Origin of the sequence: Leptospira soteropolitanensis (assembly GCF_026151655.1) — a bacterium.
GTDB lineage: Bacteria > Spirochaetota > Leptospiria > Leptospirales > Leptospiraceae > Leptospira_A > Leptospira_A soteropolitanensis.
On the sequence record NZ_JAMQPN010000002.1, the window covers coordinates 482,879 to 501,201 of the forward strand.

Below are 18,323 nucleotides of genomic sequence, written 5' to 3' on the forward strand. Positions count from 1 at the left end.
ACTAATTACCTATGAAAACACTACTTACACTAATCACTTTAACCTTACTTTTTAACTGCCAATCAACGGTTAAAACTGAGATCTCCTCCTATGGAATCGAAGATTACAAGCTTAATCAGACTTATGATTTCGTATACAGAGAAGGTTACGACTTCGCTCCATTAACCAAAGTATTCGAGGCTAAAGCTTCTAGGCATGGCTGAGGAGATCTATGGAGAACCCTTCTGTATTGATCGATTTAGGCTTAAAGACTTCCAAAGGAGAAAGTTTACTTGGAGGATTCAATCACAAGTTGAAAGTCAGGATCACAGATAAGAGTCAAACTGTATATTATGATGAAGTAGCTATTGAAAACAGACAGGAAATCTATATTGACTCCATTCCTTTCTTAGTTACCTCTTTTTGGAGTAATTACCCTAGTAGAATCTTAAAACTGGAAAAGAAAGTGAGGAGAGCTGAAGCAGAATCTTTGGATATCCAATTAGGCTTAGATTACAATAATAACTAGACAGAATTAACTCTATGTTAGCTGATTGAGAGCGAGGAATAAAACCCTCGCTTTTTTATGTCTTGAGAGGTGAAAATATGGCTGAAGATGATCCTAATAATTTGCAAAAAGAAAGTAAGAATTTCTTCTTAGAATTTTTGCAAGATAAATTAAACCATCCTTATATTGGAACATTTGTATTATCATTCTATTTTTATAATTTTGAAGATTTAACAAAGCTATTTATTGGACTTGGAGAAGAATTCACTGAAGATAAGATAGATGCAATTGAGATTTTTGTAAGTAATTTTCATTTTTGGTCGTGTGATTTCTGGCTACCTGTACTTTCGGCGATTACAATACCAAATATAATCTATAATGCTGGTAAAATAATTTTTGATTTATGTAAAGATGTAACCGAGATTCTATTATCAAGAATAAGAACTTGGAAAAATAGAAAAGTTTTTCAATCTAATATAGATAATCTTGAATTCAAGAACAATATCAAATCACAAGCTATTAATAATTTAAGAATGAATACTTTTTCGATAATGTTAGATATTATCGAAGGAGAAAGGAAAAATACTGGAATACCTCATTTGTATTATTTTGGGAGTCTGGAAAAATTCAAAGAAGGTGAATTGGTTTCTCACATTAAAGACAGAATAGAAATAGGTCGATATAATAAAAAATTTAAACTTCTTGGTGTTATTAAAAAGGTCTTAGTTGAAAATGTATTTATAGTAGAGGTATTAAATACAAGTACGTTAAGAGAGCTGATAAAAAACAAGTTTGACGTAACTATTGATACGAGCCATGCAAAAGAATTCAATGTATTTAATGAAGGCGAAGGAAAACTTGAATACTCAATTACAAAAATAGCTGACTATGATAAAAACTTCGTTTGTACCATGGTTCAGCCAAGCTTTGAAATCTATAACGAGAATCTTGAAAATAAAATAGAAATAGATATTAATAGGGAAACAAAGTCGGTAATTGATAGATTTATGATTATCAGTGATTATCAATAACCCATCTCAGGATTAATTCTAGATTCTAGCTTCTTCCTTAAATAAATCGGATACACTGTATAGCAATGTATTTCCATTCGATTATAGATTAAAATAAAGAAGAAAGAACTAAATATTCAAACAAGCACAATTCTATTTAAATATGATTTTAAATCTAAAACTTGACAAAAACTTAACTATCCTGATATTATCTCTATCCGCTTATAAGGCTTATAGCAGATAATAAGACTAATTTTTACGAGGGTATTCTAATCGAAAACTATTCTCAAAAACAAAAATTAGATCGGATTAAATCAGAACTCAAAAAGCAATTATCAGCTTCTAATACCAAAGAAGAATTCAACACTGCATTTTATAAAATCAACGAATACAAAATTGAACCTGAAAACATTCCAGAAAATATATCCTGGAACAACCAGTTACTATATTTACAAATTAATTCTTTCAACATATACCTGAGAAAATTTGAGCTATCACCAAAAGAAGAATTTATCTATCACGTTTTTAGGACTTTAAAACCTTACTTTAAAAATAAACTTTGGGAAGACTATCTTTACAAATATATTTTAAATAAAGGCAAGGTAGGTCTAAATTCTTTAAATATTGCTGGATTTTCTTTTATAAAAAAGCAGTCGAAAAAAAAACAAGATATCGATTACAAAGTATTTTTATTTTCATTTAAAAACCACTACCACCTTTCGGATATTGTAATCAATAACATTGACTATTTCATAAGAATCCTCAAGAAGAACCTACCTAAATACAAATCGCAATATAGAACTCCTTTAATCAATCATTACGCACTTGAATTCAAAGATGACGAATATTTAGCACCAAAACTTAATTCTTTTGAACATAACAAACATTTCCACTACCTCTTCTTAAGAGAAAAAATAAAAGACTGTCTACGAGAATCAGAAAACCAACTGAGAGAAAAATTGGGATACAAAAGGATTGGCGAAGGGAACATCCAAGAACATAACCTATACAGGGAGTTAACCAAAGTTATTGATCCTTCCAAAATCAAAAGGTGGTATCGACCCAAGTGGTTAGGTGGACTAGAACTCGATTTCTATTTTGAATTGGATGGGAAACGGTATGGAATCGAGTATCAAGGTGCACAGCATGTCCGACCTACCGATTTTTTCGGTGGCAAGAAGTCTTTCAAAAAGCAAATAAGAAGAGATGTAATAAAACTAAATCTATGTCATAACAATGGTGTGAAATTATTGCACTGTTATTTTGATGAACAGATTCAAAACTTCATAAACCAGAAACTGCTACCACACTTAAGGTAGAATACTTCTAAAACTTATTACCTATTTTGATGGCACACGTTCGAAGATATTTAACTTAGGATTCAAGAAAATTAAAGACAAATATTTTAAGTAAAAGTGAAACATATTCGAAAGATAAAACTTTCTGTTATCGAAACTAATTCAAGAACCAATCAATAAATTATCCTCTAAATCATCTTCTCATACTCTAAGCATTTTTTGATTTGATGAATAAGAATTAAAGTTATTACAACTGAAATTATCCATCCAATAGGAGGAAAAAATAGACCACCAATTATAACAACTACTCCCTTGAAAAATCTCTTAGGTGTGAGCCAACAGCCAGATTCACTTTTTTTCATTTTATCATCTCACAATAAATCCTAATTAATTTAGAATTTCCATCATTCATTTTTTCGAATAAGTAAATAAGAGAATGCTGATGAACCTAATAAATATATTGATCAAATTCTTACTTTTATTGCAAATTTAAGGTTTTAAAATGTTTTTTTATTTTTAAATATCTGCCCTTACCCTCCCAATATATTCTGCTATTTTTTACTCTAAGAAATCTCGATTTATTATTTTTTTTCAAATACTCTTGTTTTGTCCGAGCCATCTATTAAAATTATCCAAAGTTTATGGCAATTTCCAAACCCGAATCATTTTCATCTTTAGCATCTTTTATTTGGTCAATCGCAGAAACCTTACGAGGTGATTTTAAGCAGTCCGAATATGGTCGAATCATATTGCCTTTCACTGTTTTACGTCGTTTAGAATGTGTTTTAGAGAAAACGAGAGAGGCAGTTCTACTTGAAAAGAAGAAACATAAGGGAAGTAAAGTTCCACTTCAACCATTTCTGGAGAAAGCGTCAGGATTCGGCTTTTATAACATTTCGAATATGGCACTCGATAGATTAGGAACGAATGACACTAAATCCAATTTAGAAAACTATGTCGAATCTTTCAGCGAAAACGTTTCAGACATTTTCGAGAACTTCAATTTTCAAGATATAATAGATCGCCTCCATAAGGCAGACCTACTCTTCCAAGTTTGCGGACAGTTTGCGAGTATAGATCTTCATCCTGATGTAGTAGATAATTATCAAATGGGTCTCGTCTTTGAAGAACTGATTCGGAAATTTGCAGAATCGAGTAACGAGACTGCAGGGGAACATTTCACTCCACGTGATATTGTCCGACTAACGACCTCACTCGTATTCTGTAATGACAATGATGCACTGACCAAACCTGGAGTTATTCGATCAGTGTATGATCCGACAGCAGGAACGGGAGGGTTCTTATCCTCAAGTACTGAATATATCCATGAATTGAATCCGAAGGCTAAAATTGCAAACTTCGGACAAGAACTAAACCCTGAATCGTTTGCTATCTGCAAAGCGGATATGTTAATCAAAGGACAGGATGTAAAGAAAATCAAATTGGGTAATACCTTAAGTGATGACCAGCATCCAGACGACAAATTTGATTACTTGTTATCGAATCCTCCTTTCGGTGTAGAATGGAAAAAGGTAGAAAAAGCAATAGTAGATGAACACAAGAAGAAAGGTTTTAAGGGGAGATTTGGTGCGGGACTTCCAAGAGTATCAGATGGAAGTCTTCTCTTCCTCCTACATCTCATCTCAAAAATGAATGATCCAAGTAAGGGTGGGAGTCGTATTGGAATTATTCTAAATGGTTCACCTCTCTTCACTGGGGGTGCTGGTTCTGGTGAATCTGAAATCAGAAGATACATTCTAGAACAAGACTTGTTAGAAGCAATTATTGCTCTTCCTACGGATATGTTTTATAACACGGGTATTGCTACCTATATCTGGATTCTTTCCAATCACAAAGATAAAGATCGCTTAGGTAAGGTACAACTCATCAATGCGAATAGTGATGAGTTTTGCGATAAAATGCGAAAGTCTCTTGGATCAAAGCGTAAATATCTGACCGAAGCTCATATCGAACTAATTGTGAAGCTCTATGGTTCTATGGCTAAGAATAAAACGAGTAAGATTTTCAAAACTACAGACTTTGGGTATCGCCGTATTACAGTCGAAAGACCTTTGAAGTTATCCTTTCATCCTCATGATGAAATCAAGCTAAGTTTATTAAAAGACGATATAGGATTCCTTAAACTTGATACAAAGGAGCAAAAGTCAATCCTCGAAATGCTGTCATCACTCAAATCAAAATACAATGATCGAGAAGTATTCCTAAACGAAATTAGAGCCAAACGTAAACTTACTCCCGCTATCGAAAAGTTATTGGTTAAAATCATCGGCGAACAAGATGAAACAGCTAATAACTGTAAGAATGCTAAAGGGGAAACCGAAGCAGATTCGGACTTACGAGATTCCGAGAACGTTCCACTTAGTGAGGACATCGATAGCTACTTTGCTCGTGAAGTATTGCCCCACGTTCCAGATGCTTGGATTGACCGAGACAAAAAAGACGAGAAAGATAACCAAGTCGGGATTGTAGGCTATGAGATTCCGTTCAACAGACATTTTTATGAATACAAACCACCAAGAGATTTAAAAGAAATCGATGCTGACTTAGATAAGGTTACCAAAGAGATTCTGGAACTCCTCCAAGAGGTTCATTCATGATTCTCCCTTTTTACTGGATTGTATGGAGTGAATAATTTTATGATTGAGAAATCTCTAGAATATTTCATTAGACATACTGAGATTTTAGAATTGAATCATTCACAAATCCAAGCTCTTTTTGATGATCAAAGATTTGGATTTCACTTTGAATCCAATTTTGAAGACAAAAAAGACTATTTAGAAGAAAAGAAATATAGCACTCCGCAAGGAAGAACTGCAATTCGGTATCTACTTGATATTGCAAAAAATGGCGGTTATATCTGGGCAGAATACAGTTTGATCAAAAAAATAATGATCGGTTATGTTGAGCCAAATACCCAAATAGAACTCATTAGTCTCGATCCAAATAAGGATCTAAATAATAAAGATGGAAAGCTGATTCTAAAGACATTAAAATTCTCTAAATTCCTTGAAATTAGCCCTCAAGAACTTTTGATGCTTAAGGCAAGAAGACCCAGACAAGGAACGTTTGTCCGATGGAGAAATTGCTTTGGAAAATTGACAAAGGTTATCGATCAAGGTATATCACAAGAAATCAAAGAATGGACTGATTTGACTCCAGACCTTCAGGAAATTGTAAGTTATGAATATCTTCGAAATGTAGGCATCAATAGCTGGAAAATCAAGCATCTACTCATGCCAATAGGAAGAACCATGAAAGATATCGATATCTATGCACTTAACACGAATAATGAGTCAGTCTTTGTTCAAGTAACACACTTAGGTGATGATAAAAATAAATTACAAAGTTTAGCTCAGTATAAATCAAATCTAGTCTATATCTCTTCAAATCCTAAACTATCAAATCAAAATACTGAGATAACAGTCATAAATTCTGATGATATTTTTAGATGGCTATTGAATCAACTTGATTACATGAAGCAGTTAGCAAATTAAGAGATTATAAATATGAAACAAAAAGATAAGAATTCTATTCAATTCAAGTTTAAACCGTACCCAAAATATAAAGACAGCAGAATAGAATGGATAGGAGAAATTCCTACAGAATGGAAGACATTAAAAATTCGACATGCATGTGAATACATAAAAAGCGGTACGACTCCAGAAAGTAGCTCAGAGGAATTTTATGGCGGTTCAATATTATGGGTAACAACTGGTGAACTTCGAGAAAGTTTCATAGAAGATACAGCGAAAAAAGTTAACGAAAAAGCTCTTAGGACGTATTCTGCATTAAGTTTCCATCCTAAAGGTTCTGTATTAATTGCAATGTATGGAGCTACTATAGGCAGATTGGGGATGCTGAACAAAGAAGCAGTTTCTAACCAAGCATGCTTAGCATTATTTTCTAAAACTAAATTATTTAATCGATATTTATTCTATTGGTTATATGCAACTAGAGATGAGTTAATAAGAATTTCTTCTGGTGGAGGTCAACCAAATGTTAACCAAGAAAAACTTGCTTCACTTAGGGTCAGCACCCCCCCCCTAGACGAACAGAAAGCAATAGCAACTTTCCTAGACAGAGAAACGAAAAAAATAGACAACCTCATCGCCAAACAAGAGCTACTCATAGCTTTACTCGAAGAAAAGAGACAGGCGTTGATTTCTCATGCTGTTACGAAAGGTCTTGATCCTAAGGCGAAAATGAAAGACAGCGGAGTGGAATGGTTAGGAGAGATTCCTGAGGGATGGGAGGTTGTTAGTCTTAGGTTAAAAATAAAAATTGCTAGTGGTGATGGAATTTCTAATCATTTGGTCGAAGCACAAAAGAGTGAAACACACAGCATACCTTCTATCGGAGGGAATGGGATAATGGGATATACTCTCTCACCAAATACATTGAAAAATGCTTTTGCAATAGGACGTGTAGGGGCACTCTGTGGCAATGTTCATTTTATTAATTATCCTGCATGGATAACAGATAATGCCTTAAAGATTAGCAAATGGAACGATTTTGAAAATCTATATTTTTTTTACTTAATTTACTCAGCAAAATTAAACAGACTAGCAAGTACATCAGCACAACCATTAATTACAGGAGAAACCGTTAAGAATTTAAAAGTACCTTTACCAGCGATTACAGAACAAAAAACAATTGCAGAATATCTCGATGCACAAACAAAAAAAATCGATTTATTAAAAGAAAAGGCATTTTCTGTTATCGAACTTCTCAATGAGAAACGATCTGCATTGATTTCTTCTGCTGTGACGGGTAAGATTGACGTAAGGGAGCTAGTGTGATGGATCAAGAATCGAAGCAGATCATTTCTGTTCGGAAATGGCTGATAACTGCTGAAGAGTATCTGAAAGATTCTAAAAATCTCCTAGATTTTCATTTAAAAGCGAATCGTTCTACGATAACCAGACCTACTGTGCTTCTTTTTGCGTATTTTTTGGAAAATTTATTAAAAGGCTACATTCTTGTTAAAAAGAATTTAACTCAATTGGATAAGAAATATCAAATCCACCTGAAGAAAGAATTATTTGAAAAAGCTGAATTACACTTCTCCAAAGAAAATCATCAAGATATCGTTGAATTCTTAAACCATGTCACTAATTGGGGGAAGTATCCTTTTGATAAATCAAATTCTCAAGGCAATGTAATTACTTCAAAAAAAGAAACTAAACTAACAGCATACCAAAACGAAACTTTTGTTTTTTCGAGTTTCGAAAACTTTCAAGAGCTACTTTCCTTTGCAATACATTTTTTAGAATTGATTTCCAATGAAATGATCAATGAAAAAAAACTACATACAGCTGTCGGGATCAAAGAAACTCTAGGAAGATTAAATCATAAATTGATAGAAATGGAAAAAGCAATCAAGGGTGATGTGACACAAAAGAATCATCAAAGTTTTTCCAACACCTTTTCTAATATAAAAGAGAAAATTAAAAATAGAATTCATTCTTTTAAAAGCACACATTGCAAAGGATTGGGAATTCGTTCCTATGAAAATAAAATATGAGACCACATAACGAAATCGTATTTGAAAATGACATTGTCCGAGACCTTACCTCAATTACCCCAACCTTATTTTCCAAGCCTTACCAAGAAGGTGATCCAGACCAATACGATGCTGATTTAGGATTATATCCTGAAGATTTGATTTCATTTATCAAAACGACTCAATTAGATGAATATGAAAAACTAGCTAAGAAAAATGGAACTGAAACTGACAAAATTCTTTCTCGTGAAATAGCGAAGTATCTTGATATAAATGGTTCCATTCGTTCGTTTAGAAAAGGTATCGAGTTTGTTGGATCAAAATTCAAATTAGCTTATTTCAAACCTGACAATCAATCTAACCAGAAAGCTAAAGAGCAATATGATGCGAATATCCTTAGAGTTGTACGTCAAATTCGTTACTCACCATTTCACCATGAGATGCTAGAACGGACAGGTCATGGTAGTGGAATCCTCGACTTGGTGGTATTCTTAAATGGAATTCCTATTTCAACTTTAGAATTAAAAACAGATTTCACTCAATCCGTTCATCATGCCATCAAACAATATAAAGCTGATCGTTATCCTATCAATTCTGTCACAAAAAAACCAGAACCAATCCTAGCATTCAATAGGCGGACACTCGTTCATTTTGCTGTCTCCAATGAAGAAGTTTACATGACTACTAAGCTAGAAGGAGAGAAAACAAAGTTTTTACCATTCAATAAAGGAAATGGCGAGGCTTCTGGCAATCCTCCAAATCCAAATGGTCATGCTACAGCATATTTATGGCAGGAAGTTTTAGAAAAAGAAACTCTGCTTAGAATCATAGGAAGGTTCATCCATTTACAGGATAAAGATAAAGATGGGCGAAAACTAAAGCCAGAAGATCATTATATGGTTTTTCCTAGATACCACCAATTGGATTGCGTTACTAAACTTGTACAAACAGCACAAATGGAAGGAGCGGGTCACAACTACCTCATCCAACATAGTGCAGGATCAGGAAAATCCAATTCAATTGCTTGGCTATGTCACCAACTAGCTTCTCTTACCATTCCAGAAGGCAAAGACCAAGGGAAACGACTCTTTCGAAATGTAATCGTTGTAACGGATCGAACTGTTTTAGACAGTCAATTACAAGACACCATCTACCAATTTGATCACCAAGCAGGTGTAGTTCAAAGGATTTCCAGAGATGAGGGAATTGGATCAAAATCGCAAAAATTAGCCTATGCTCTGCTTGGAAATTCACCAATCATTATTGTTACAATCCAAACCTTCCCATTTATTCTAGAAGCAATCCAAAACGAAACTTCTTTAAAAACTTATACTTTTGCTGTAATAGCCGACGAGGCACACTCCTCTCAAACAGGAAAGACGGCATCAAAATTAAAGGACGTTCTTCAGACCGATTTATCTGATGATGAGGAATTCACAGCTGAAGACTTACTCGCTAGTAGCTTACAAAGTAGGAAATCTTCAAAAAACATAAGTTACTTTGCATTTACGGCTACACCAAAACCGAAGACTCTTGAAATCTTTGGTAGATTAAAATTCCCAAATCAACCTAAATCTAAAGAGAACACCCCTGTTCCCTTCCATTCCTATACAATGCAACAAGCCATAGAAGAAGGATTCATACTAGATGTTCTAAAGAACTACATAACGTATGACGTGGCATATAAAATTGCAAACTTAAGCCAGGACAAGGAAGTAGATACCCAAAAAGCAAAAAATAAGATTAATAAATGGGTTCGACTCCATCCACATAACATATCTCAAAAAATTAGCATCATCATCGAACACTATAGAAAACATGTTCGACATATGCTAAATGGAACTGCCAAAGCAATGGTGGTAACTGGTTCTAGAAAAGAGGCAGTCCGATACAAATTCGAATTTGATAAATACATCAAAGAAAAGAAATACCCTGATATTCACGCACTAGTGGCTTTTTCTGGTGAGATAATTGACAAAGAATATGGGGTTGAACCTTTTACAGAAAAAAATATGAATCCAAATCTTGATGGTAAGGATTTGCGGGAAGCCTTCGATGGGAACGAATTTCAAATCATGCTCGTTGCCAATAAGTTTCTCACTGGATTTGACCAACCAAAACTCTGTGCCATGTATGTTGACAAAAAACTATCTGGAGTCGATTGTGTTCAGGCACTCTCACGATTAAATCGAATTTATCCAAATAAAGACCAAACCTTTATATTGGATTTTGTTAATACAGTTGAAGAGATTATCGAAGCATTCTCTCCTTTTTATAAGGTAACAAATCTTTCGAATAACTCTGATCCAAATGATATATTTCTAATTAAGAATAAACTTCTCGATGCCCAAATCTTTAGCATGAATCATGTAGAAGAGTTTTCAAAAGAATACTTTCAACAACTCGCCAATATCCAAAACAAAAAACAGTCTAAAATTACCCAAGAAAAGTTAAGTTCCATCGTTTCAGTTCCTCAAAACACCTTTAAACAAAGATATAAAATTGCTGTCTCAATCATATCCAATGCTATGGAAATTCTCTCTCAAGCAAAACAATCGAAGATTGATCAAAGTATTCGAGAGGCAGAAAAGAATCTACACTCAGCTAAAGAGGTTAAAGCCGACTTAGATCATTTTAAAGCAGGAGTAACCAAGTTTACAGAATTTTACGATTTCATGAGCAATATCGTTGATTATGAAGATGAAGACTTAGAAAAACTCTATGTATTTCTAAAGCATCTCAAAGAAGTTCTAAAAGTAGAAGATACTTCTGAATCGCTTACTCTATCCCTTGAACTCTCCCACTACAAAATTTATAATAAGAAAGTACATAATCCAACCCTAACAGAAACCATTCTTGATCCAGAAAAAGTTGTGATCGGAAGCGGTATCATGGAAAAGAAAAAGGAACTCTTATCTGATATTATCGATAGTATTAATGAGATTTTTGGCGAAGGAGTATCTGAAGAAGATGCTGTCGAAAAAATGTATAACTTCGGTATGTCTTTAGAAAATGAAGTTTTAAAAAACCAAGAAGTTCAAAATCAAATGAAGGCGGGCAATTCTATTGAACAAATTATGCTCGGAGACTATCCTAAAGCCTTAACAGAAGCAATTATGAATACGATGAATTCAAATAAAGACATCTCGGCAAAACTCTTGAATGATGAGAGATTTTTAAACAAATTTGCCAAAATAATGTTAAATATATTCATTCAGAATTTGAATAATGGTATGACTTAAGGCAGATGATTCAAGAATTTATTGACACCGAAAAAAAACTGCTCATGAAGTTTTCCAAAAATGGCGTAGGAAAATTTAAAAGCATAGCCATCAAGAATAAAGTTCCACTTTAAAAACAAAATATACCAAGACTCATAGACTGTAAGCTTTAGAGATCTTAATCAAGAATATACTTCAATAAATGGTTTTACTATTTAATTTAATAATAAAACTATTAAAATAACTTTCGTCTACGTTTACCGAATCTACATTCTTCAATAAAACAAGCAAATCCCTAATATCAGTTCTAACATCAACTAGATTACCATCTTTATTACGTTTTTCCCAGGAGTCTAAAATCAACCAAGTTATATAGAAATCTTGAAACGATCGACGAAAGGTTTTGGATTTTTTCACATTAAAGAAAGTATTTACAGCTTCCTTACTCAACTCACCCCCAATCATTTCGCCAAACTTAACAATTAAACTTTCCGTTCTATCAATACTTTTTAAAAAACTCTCTCTTTCATGATAATTATCTTCTAATTTATTTAAATAATCCGTGATTGCTGATTTATTCTTCAAACGGCACGTAATTCTATCACTCCTAAGAAATAACCCCAAAGCTTTTTCGTAAGAACCTTCTTTATTTATTACATGTATTATATAAGACAATATTGTAACAAGTTCTTCATTCTCCATTCGATCGGTTCGATTCCTAATATCAACATTCTCTTTACTATAAAACCAGGAAACATATTTTCCAGTTACATCCTTAATCCTGTTTATAATTTCTTTATCCACTGTAGAATTCCACATCTCAAATGAATTGTTGTTTATTGGGTAAGGCTTTTGATTTAATCTAATAAAGAGATCCGTTGGCTCGAATCCTTCATTTAAACTTTCTTCTATAATAATTTCATCAACAACAAAATCGAGGATTTTATCCTTTTCTATTTCTGACAAAGAATTATAATTAGATGAGTTGCTATCAACCAAAATATTCAATTTTTTAAGTTTGAAATTATTATTCATTGAATATGTTAATAAATTATTTTCATTTCGGTATTGCTTACCAACGAAAGCAATTATGGCAAGCAACCTCTGTTGACCATCTATTACTTCTTTTGTTCCATCTTTTCTTTTAAAAATAAATAAAGGAGGTAAATAAATTCCCAAAAGAATACTTTCGATGATTGAAGAAGCCTTTATTTCTGAAATCTTTTCTTGCCTTTGATACGAAGGTCTAATTAAATATTTATTTGTTATTACATCCGAAAGAATTTCCTCAATAGGTCTAGACACTGGGGAAGGTTTGTTAATTCTTAAGCTCTCGAGAATTTTAATAATATCTTTTGCATCACTATCAGATTGCCTTATTTTCTTTAAATCGTGTACAAAATCATTTTTTCTTAAAAAAATATCAAAATTTAAGCCACTAATTTTAGAGAATAATTCTGCCGTGTCTTCAAATCTTGTAATAATTGCTTTATAGAAATAAGAATTCTCATCCGAATATTTTATATAATTTAATTTATAATGTTCATTTATCTGATTCAAAAAATTAGTATAATCAATTAACTTCCCTTCATTTTCCAATATCAATATTGCCCACAAAAGGCATTCACTCAATAATTTATTCCCTGATATCTGAATATTTTCCTCAATAGAAGACTGAAGATCAAAAAGAACATTTAAGCATCCTTTTAGCCTTTGAAAATCTGAAACTAAATCATCGCTATTATTAACTGCTGTTTCATATAGTATGTTAAATATCTCCGTTCTTTGTGCTCCTCTTGCATATCTGGAAATTGGAAATTTCGGAAGAACATATACTTTTCTCAAAATATCAATTATTTTTTCCTTTAAATCTTCACTTTCTACTTCATTTGGAAAAAAACTTTTTCTTATTTTTTGATATAATTGAACATTAAAAGTTAACTCTTTTTCAATAATTTCGGACAGATCATCATTATCATATTTCGCCGAATCAACTTCAATTGAAGTGAGTGGCGTAATACCAGTATTATATCGCCTAAATATTTCCTTTTTTATTTTATCTTCTATTGTAGTATCAATTCCAACCAAAACTTCGAATTCGAAAACTCGAATATTTGCATTCCAAAAAATATCCTTAACTTCCTCTTTCAGTTTATTAAAATTTTGTTTGTCTAGAGCTGGTAATGACAATAATCCTTTTTCAGTTAATGATATATCGTTTTCGATAAATTTTTTTAAGGTTTCAAATCTTTGCCTTCCATCAATTACCTCTACCCTTGTGCCTGATTTAAACAATATTAAAGGAGGTATCTCAGTACCCAAGATAACGCTCTCAATAAAGAACGATTGTTTTACATTATCCCATACATAATTCCTTTGATAATATGGTTTATAATCAATTCTTCTTAAGTTTCGTTCACTTAAAAGTGTTTTGATTGAAATAGTGCGAGGTGTTATTTTTAAACTATTTTTAAAAATTTGAATAAATTGCTTACCGTTTGATGTCATTTGTTAAGCCCTTAAAAACTGTAATTTATTTCAAAACGAAACTCAAGTTTGCCTTCGTCAGAACTTAATGAATTTACGATTTCATTGCCAATAATAGATCTAAATATTGAAACAAAAAGAGTAGAATAGATTTCTAAATTTACTAATTTTTGCATCTCAGAATGATTCAGAATATTTGCTTTATTAAATTCAATTTCATCAAAGGAGAGTGCAATGACTACCTTGTCATCATAAAATATTTTGATTAGAAATTCCATTCCAAATAAAAATGATTTTTCAGAAAAATATTTATCTTCTTCCTCTAGGTCAGATAATCTATTTATAAATTTATAAAGCGAAGAACTTAAATATTCTAAAAAAATATTAATTTCATTAATATTTAATTTATTCAAGGCATGAAAAAATTCAATTTTTTTCACACTTCGTAAATGCTTCAAAAAATGATATTTCACTACTATAGATCTAACTTTAATACCTAAATTCGATATATAGTTGTAATAAAGCATCACCAATTCTTTTTCACTTATTTGAGATCTCAAGAGTTTAAAATATTCCTTTTTTTTATTAATATCAATGCCACTATTTTCAATTAGTAGCATCACTCTATAAAGGGTTCGAAAATAAATAGACAATTTTTCTCGATTTAATTCAAAAAGTTCAAGAAATTTATTCTTAAGTTTTTCCAATGTTACGTTAATCGGATCTTCCTTAGTTGTACTAATAATTAGTTCTTCGATTATCTTTTCGATTATATTGTCATTTTCCAAAGATTCTCTAGAATTGTTTAAAAGAGTTAAATATGCGTAAAAATTACTATTAAAATAATTCAATTGTGCTATGGCAGATTGCTCTCGAACTTCTTCATTTTGAGATACTGATAACTTTATCTGCTCTCGAATCAAATTTGTCTGTTCTTCAAAAATTTTTCTAGTTGCTTCTAACTCTTCCTTTTGTGCTTTAAATTCATCAATTTGACTATGTAAAGCTTGAGTCTGTAATCCGAGATTTTGTTGATTGATATTTATGTCTCTCCTTTGCTCTTTTAATGCAACGTAGAAAAGTATTACGCCTGTTAACGAAAATAATGTACCTACGGAACCTCCGATAAAATCGCCAAATTGTCCAATAATCTCTTCGTCTATTATGGCTGATTTTTTCCAACTGCCAAAACTAAGAAATACAACGATGGAGGCAATAATACATGCAAATCCAAAAATGGTAATGATTTTGCCTGTAGTTTCGCTAAAAAGTGTCATTCTTACTTTTTCAGACATCCTGTTCCCCTATTCTCAAAAAAACAATTTTCTACAATTTATACTTTTTCTAAAATTAGCCTAAATCAATATAAATAATGTATATAAGCAATATCATGATATACTTGGTATTTAGTTAATTATTTTGTATAAAATATAAAGAATAAATTTTCAACCATTTGTTTACGTTATACGAAATATTTTTGATAAAAGGTAAAAAACATTTTTTTTTGAAATTTTTACATTCGAAGAATTTTTTTTTATTAATAGTATTAAAATTTTCCATTTTCAAATATATAAGCCTAGATAAATTAATGATTGCAAAAATTATTAAAAGACTCTTTTCATAACAAAATTGGTCTAGTAAATAACAGAGTCTTATTTCAAAAGAAAACTTAGTATCTCAAATCATTTTCTGATTATTTGCTACGCAATGAATATACTAGAAATAAATTCGAACTAAAATATCGTAATTTTCTTTTTTTGTATAATTCATAGTCTAATATCCTACAGCTAGACGTGATTTATGGGATTACCCCCCTACTTGCAGACGTCATTAAATAAACTGCTAAAACGGAGGCGTTGATGAATTCTCTTACCCAATCAGACTCTAACATTGAACCAGCAGGCGACACGATCCAGTGTAACTACAAAGGCAATCAAAAAATAGGCAAAATCTTAATTCGAACAAAACGAGATTTGGTGATTGAAATGAACTCGCCATACAATGGTCTTAAAACAGGAATTCATAAACCCTACTTTGCTGATCCTTGAACTTCGTATTTGGATGAAGAAGGATTGGACTATGCCAAATCATTATTAATCGAATTATACGAGCAGTTGAGTAACCTAGAGAGTAAATCTGATGAGATTGACCGTTTTTATCCCGCATTCATAAGAGAACGAAACGAATTGCATTCCCGCATTATAGATTGCAAGCGATCATTAGCTGATGAGAAGCGAAAAATGAAATCTCATATCATAAGTCCGATCGAATACCAAAGAACTATAACGCCAATCAATAAACTTATTAAGGACTTAGAATATGAAATTTTCGCCCATGAAAAACAGTTTTTCGATAATCTTACACAGACGAACATTCCCTATACTTTACGAATTGATTATTTGAATTACCTAAAAGACAAATTCTCAAAATGAAATTTCACTAGCTGAAAGTTCCATAAATCCTTTATTAATTAGGTCATCTAGATCTGTCAGAAGATCAACATATCTTTTCATATTATCAACAATATCATCCTCATACGTTGGATGAACGAATGTTGACTTATATTCCCCCCCTTTTCGAGAAGCTAGCATTATATTGGGTGAAGAAGCAAAATATACAGAGTTTTGATTTTCTTGAAATTCGATAATAAGTTTCTCTTTATATTTCTGCAAAAGCTTATCATTTAAATAGGGATACCTTAATTTAAAGGTAATAATTCCGTTAAACAATGTTTCCCACTGCCCCTTGACCCTAGTTTCTGCCGACTCAATGTATCTGATTAATACATCCAGGTTCTTAGTCTTCATTCTAAGTTTTTGCATAATTTGTTCTCCTCGAATTTAGCATTCTAAATTTAAAGAATCTATAATTTCTTCTAAATAGATCATTCGATGTATGTATGAATCCAAATAAGTTTGAAAATACTCATCCCCGAATTCCTCGCTAATATTACCTTTAAGATTCTTTGTGAAAATCGCAAGATCTCTCAATCCCGAAAACACTGTATTCCCATTGTCAAATCGAATTATGCCAAGTTTTTCTTGATAGCCTTTCACCCAGTGATAAATTAAATCGTTACGAGGAACGTCTTCCAACTTCAAAAAAACCTTCTCCCAATCTATGTCCTGATTCAAATCTAGAAAATACTCTATTCTCCTATATTCTGGATCTATTCTCGTAACGAATATTCGCAATACACCTGCACTATTATTTATTATTATTTCCATAAGCTCCTACCTCTTCACTTAATTATTTCAACTTGTTATTACCTGCATACTAGGCACAACGAGAGCACTCAATTTACCACCTAACCCACATTTGGTGTCTAAAAACCAATGATTTCCATAATTTACTACTTTATTAAATGGGATATGCCCCTGAATGATTAATTTGGAGGTCACATGATCTAAATTTTCTCGAAATGCTGAATTCAATAGGTCGTATTTTGTTTGCTCTTTTAAACTATTTCGATCGTCAATACCTGCATGACTGAAGAAAGCATAATCATTTTCATAGGAATATACTAAGTTTTCTTTGAACCAATTCAAATGAACTTCAGTAAAATTGTAATATTTTAGTATCTGCTTTCTCTTGATTGGATGAGCTTCATTTTCCTCCCACAATTTCAAGAGCCATTCCTCATGATTACCAAACAAAAATATTGCTTTTCTGTTCAGAGACCGCAAGATATCTATAGTCTCTCTATTTTGCGTTCCATAGTTAATATAATCGCCCATGAAGAGAAGAAGTGCGTCAGGAATGATTTCTAATTTAAACAATAGCTCTTTAAGTTGAATTGAACAAGCATGGACATCGCCAATTGCAATTGTTTTTTCATATTTCAAATCATCTTTTTCACAGAGATTTTCAGTATTATTTAGTTCTTTGATAGTTTACTTACCTCCTCTAAAGTGAAATATTTGATGAATGATATTTTCCCTTCTTTAAATGCCCAAAGAAATCCCAAGTCTTTAAATTCTGGTTTATCAAGCACAAGAAATTTTGAATTTAAATTCAAAACAGAGGAAGAAGAATCAAAAATATATGAATCTTCCTTATGGGTTTTTAAAAAAATACAATTCTTTATAATAATCGAGAGAAGACCTAACTCATCAAGGGATCTTTGCTTAATCAATTGTTGGGGTAAAATTACACGTGAGAAGCCTTTCTCCTGATCAGAAAACCATTCTCCATTCCATTTTATTGAATTAATAAAACCATAAGATGTAATAATTTTTTTCATAGGTGTCACCTCCTAACGTATAAACGGTACAATTTGTTAATTAAACTATAAAA

General features: G+C 32.0%; 14 protein-coding genes and 1 pseudogene. 9 read left to right on the forward strand and 6 right to left on the reverse strand.

What is annotated here, in order from left to right; genetic code table 11:
• The first annotated feature begins 211 nt into the window (after positions 1-211).
• From ND811_RS07005 to ND811_RS07040, 8 genes and pseudogenes are all read left to right on the forward strand, one after another.
• Positions 212-508, forward strand: a complete 297-nt coding sequence (locus ND811_RS07005; RefSeq protein ID WP_265351368.1) for a hypothetical protein — start codon at positions 212-214, stop codon at positions 506-508.
• A gap of 77 nt (positions 509-585) precedes the next feature.
• Positions 586-1,518: a hypothetical protein gene (locus ND811_RS07010; protein ID WP_265351369.1), complete on the forward strand. Its 933-nt coding sequence runs from the start codon at positions 586-588 to the stop codon at positions 1,516-1,518.
• A gap of 1,918 nt (positions 1,519-3,436) precedes the next feature.
• Positions 3,437-5,413 (forward strand): type I restriction-modification system subunit M, encoded by a 1,977-nt coding sequence (locus tag ND811_RS07015; RefSeq protein ID WP_265351371.1) that lies wholly within the window; start codon positions 3,437-3,439, stop codon positions 5,411-5,413.
• A 39-nt stretch (positions 5,414-5,452) separates the two neighbouring features.
• Complete coding sequence (locus tag ND811_RS07020; protein WP_265351372.1) at positions 5,453-6,310, forward strand: hypothetical protein; 858 nt, start codon at positions 5,453-5,455, stop codon at positions 6,308-6,310.
• 12 nt (positions 6,311-6,322) lie between these two features.
• Positions 6,323-7,615 carry a restriction endonuclease subunit S gene (locus tag ND811_RS07025; RefSeq protein ID WP_265351373.1) on the forward strand — a complete coding sequence of 431 codons (1,293 nt, stop codon included), beginning with the start codon at positions 6,323-6,325 and terminating at the stop codon, positions 7,613-7,615.
• Positions 7,615-8,340, forward strand: a complete 726-nt coding sequence (locus tag ND811_RS07030) for a hypothetical protein (RefSeq protein ID WP_265351374.1) — start codon at positions 7,615-7,617, stop codon at positions 8,338-8,340. The genes ND811_RS07025 and ND811_RS07030 overlap by 1 nt, the downstream gene beginning before the upstream one ends.
• A pseudogene (locus ND811_RS07035) lies at positions 8,337-10,538 on the forward strand (type I restriction endonuclease subunit R); the annotation flags it as partial. The gene ND811_RS07030 and the pseudogene ND811_RS07035, both read left to right, overlap by 4 nt.
• Before the next feature lie 780 nt (positions 10,539-11,318).
• Positions 11,319-11,561: a hypothetical protein gene (locus ND811_RS07040; protein ID WP_265351616.1), complete on the forward strand. Its 243-nt coding sequence runs from the start codon at positions 11,319-11,321 to the stop codon at positions 11,559-11,561.
• 174 nt (positions 11,562-11,735) lie between these two features.
• Here ND811_RS07040 and ND811_RS07045 read toward each other — a convergent pair whose 3' ends face one another.
• A complete protein-coding gene (locus ND811_RS07045) occupies positions 11,736-14,048 on the reverse strand; it encodes a DUF262 domain-containing protein (protein WP_265351375.1) in 2,313 nt (770 codons plus the stop codon).
• Positions 14,049-14,059: 11 nt separating this feature from the next.
• Complete coding sequence (locus ND811_RS07050; protein ID WP_265351376.1) at positions 14,060-15,322, reverse strand: putative phage abortive infection protein; 1,263 nt, start codon at positions 15,320-15,322, stop codon at positions 14,060-14,062.
• Positions 15,323-15,886: 564 nt separating this feature from the next.
• On the opposite strand from ND811_RS07050, the gene ND811_RS07055 reads away from it, so the two are divergent.
• Entirely contained in the window at positions 15,887-16,075 is a 189-nt protein-coding gene (locus ND811_RS07055) for a hypothetical protein (RefSeq protein ID WP_265351377.1), read from the forward strand.
• A gap of 375 nt (positions 16,076-16,450) precedes the next feature.
• On the opposite strand, the gene ND811_RS07060 is transcribed toward ND811_RS07055, so the two are convergent.
• The 4 genes from ND811_RS07060 to ND811_RS07075 are packed head-to-tail and all read right to left on the reverse strand — an operon-like array spanning position 16,451 to position 18,270.
• A complete protein-coding gene (locus ND811_RS07060) occupies positions 16,451-16,849 on the reverse strand; it encodes a hypothetical protein (RefSeq protein ID WP_265351378.1) in 399 nt (132 codons plus the stop codon).
• 18 nt (positions 16,850-16,867) lie between these two features.
• Positions 16,868-17,254: a hypothetical protein gene (locus tag ND811_RS07065; RefSeq protein ID WP_265351379.1), complete on the reverse strand. Its 387-nt coding sequence runs from the start codon at positions 17,252-17,254 to the stop codon at positions 16,868-16,870.
• Between the two features lie 27 nt (positions 17,255-17,281).
• Positions 17,282-17,872 carry a metallophosphoesterase gene (locus ND811_RS07070; RefSeq protein ID WP_265351380.1) on the reverse strand — a complete coding sequence of 197 codons (591 nt, stop codon included), beginning with the start codon at positions 17,870-17,872 and terminating at the stop codon, positions 17,282-17,284.
• A 32-nt stretch (positions 17,873-17,904) separates the two neighbouring features.
• Positions 17,905-18,270, reverse strand: a complete 366-nt coding sequence (locus ND811_RS07075) for a hypothetical protein (protein WP_265351381.1) — start codon at positions 18,268-18,270, stop codon at positions 17,905-17,907.
• Positions 18,271-18,323 lie beyond the last annotated feature (53 nt).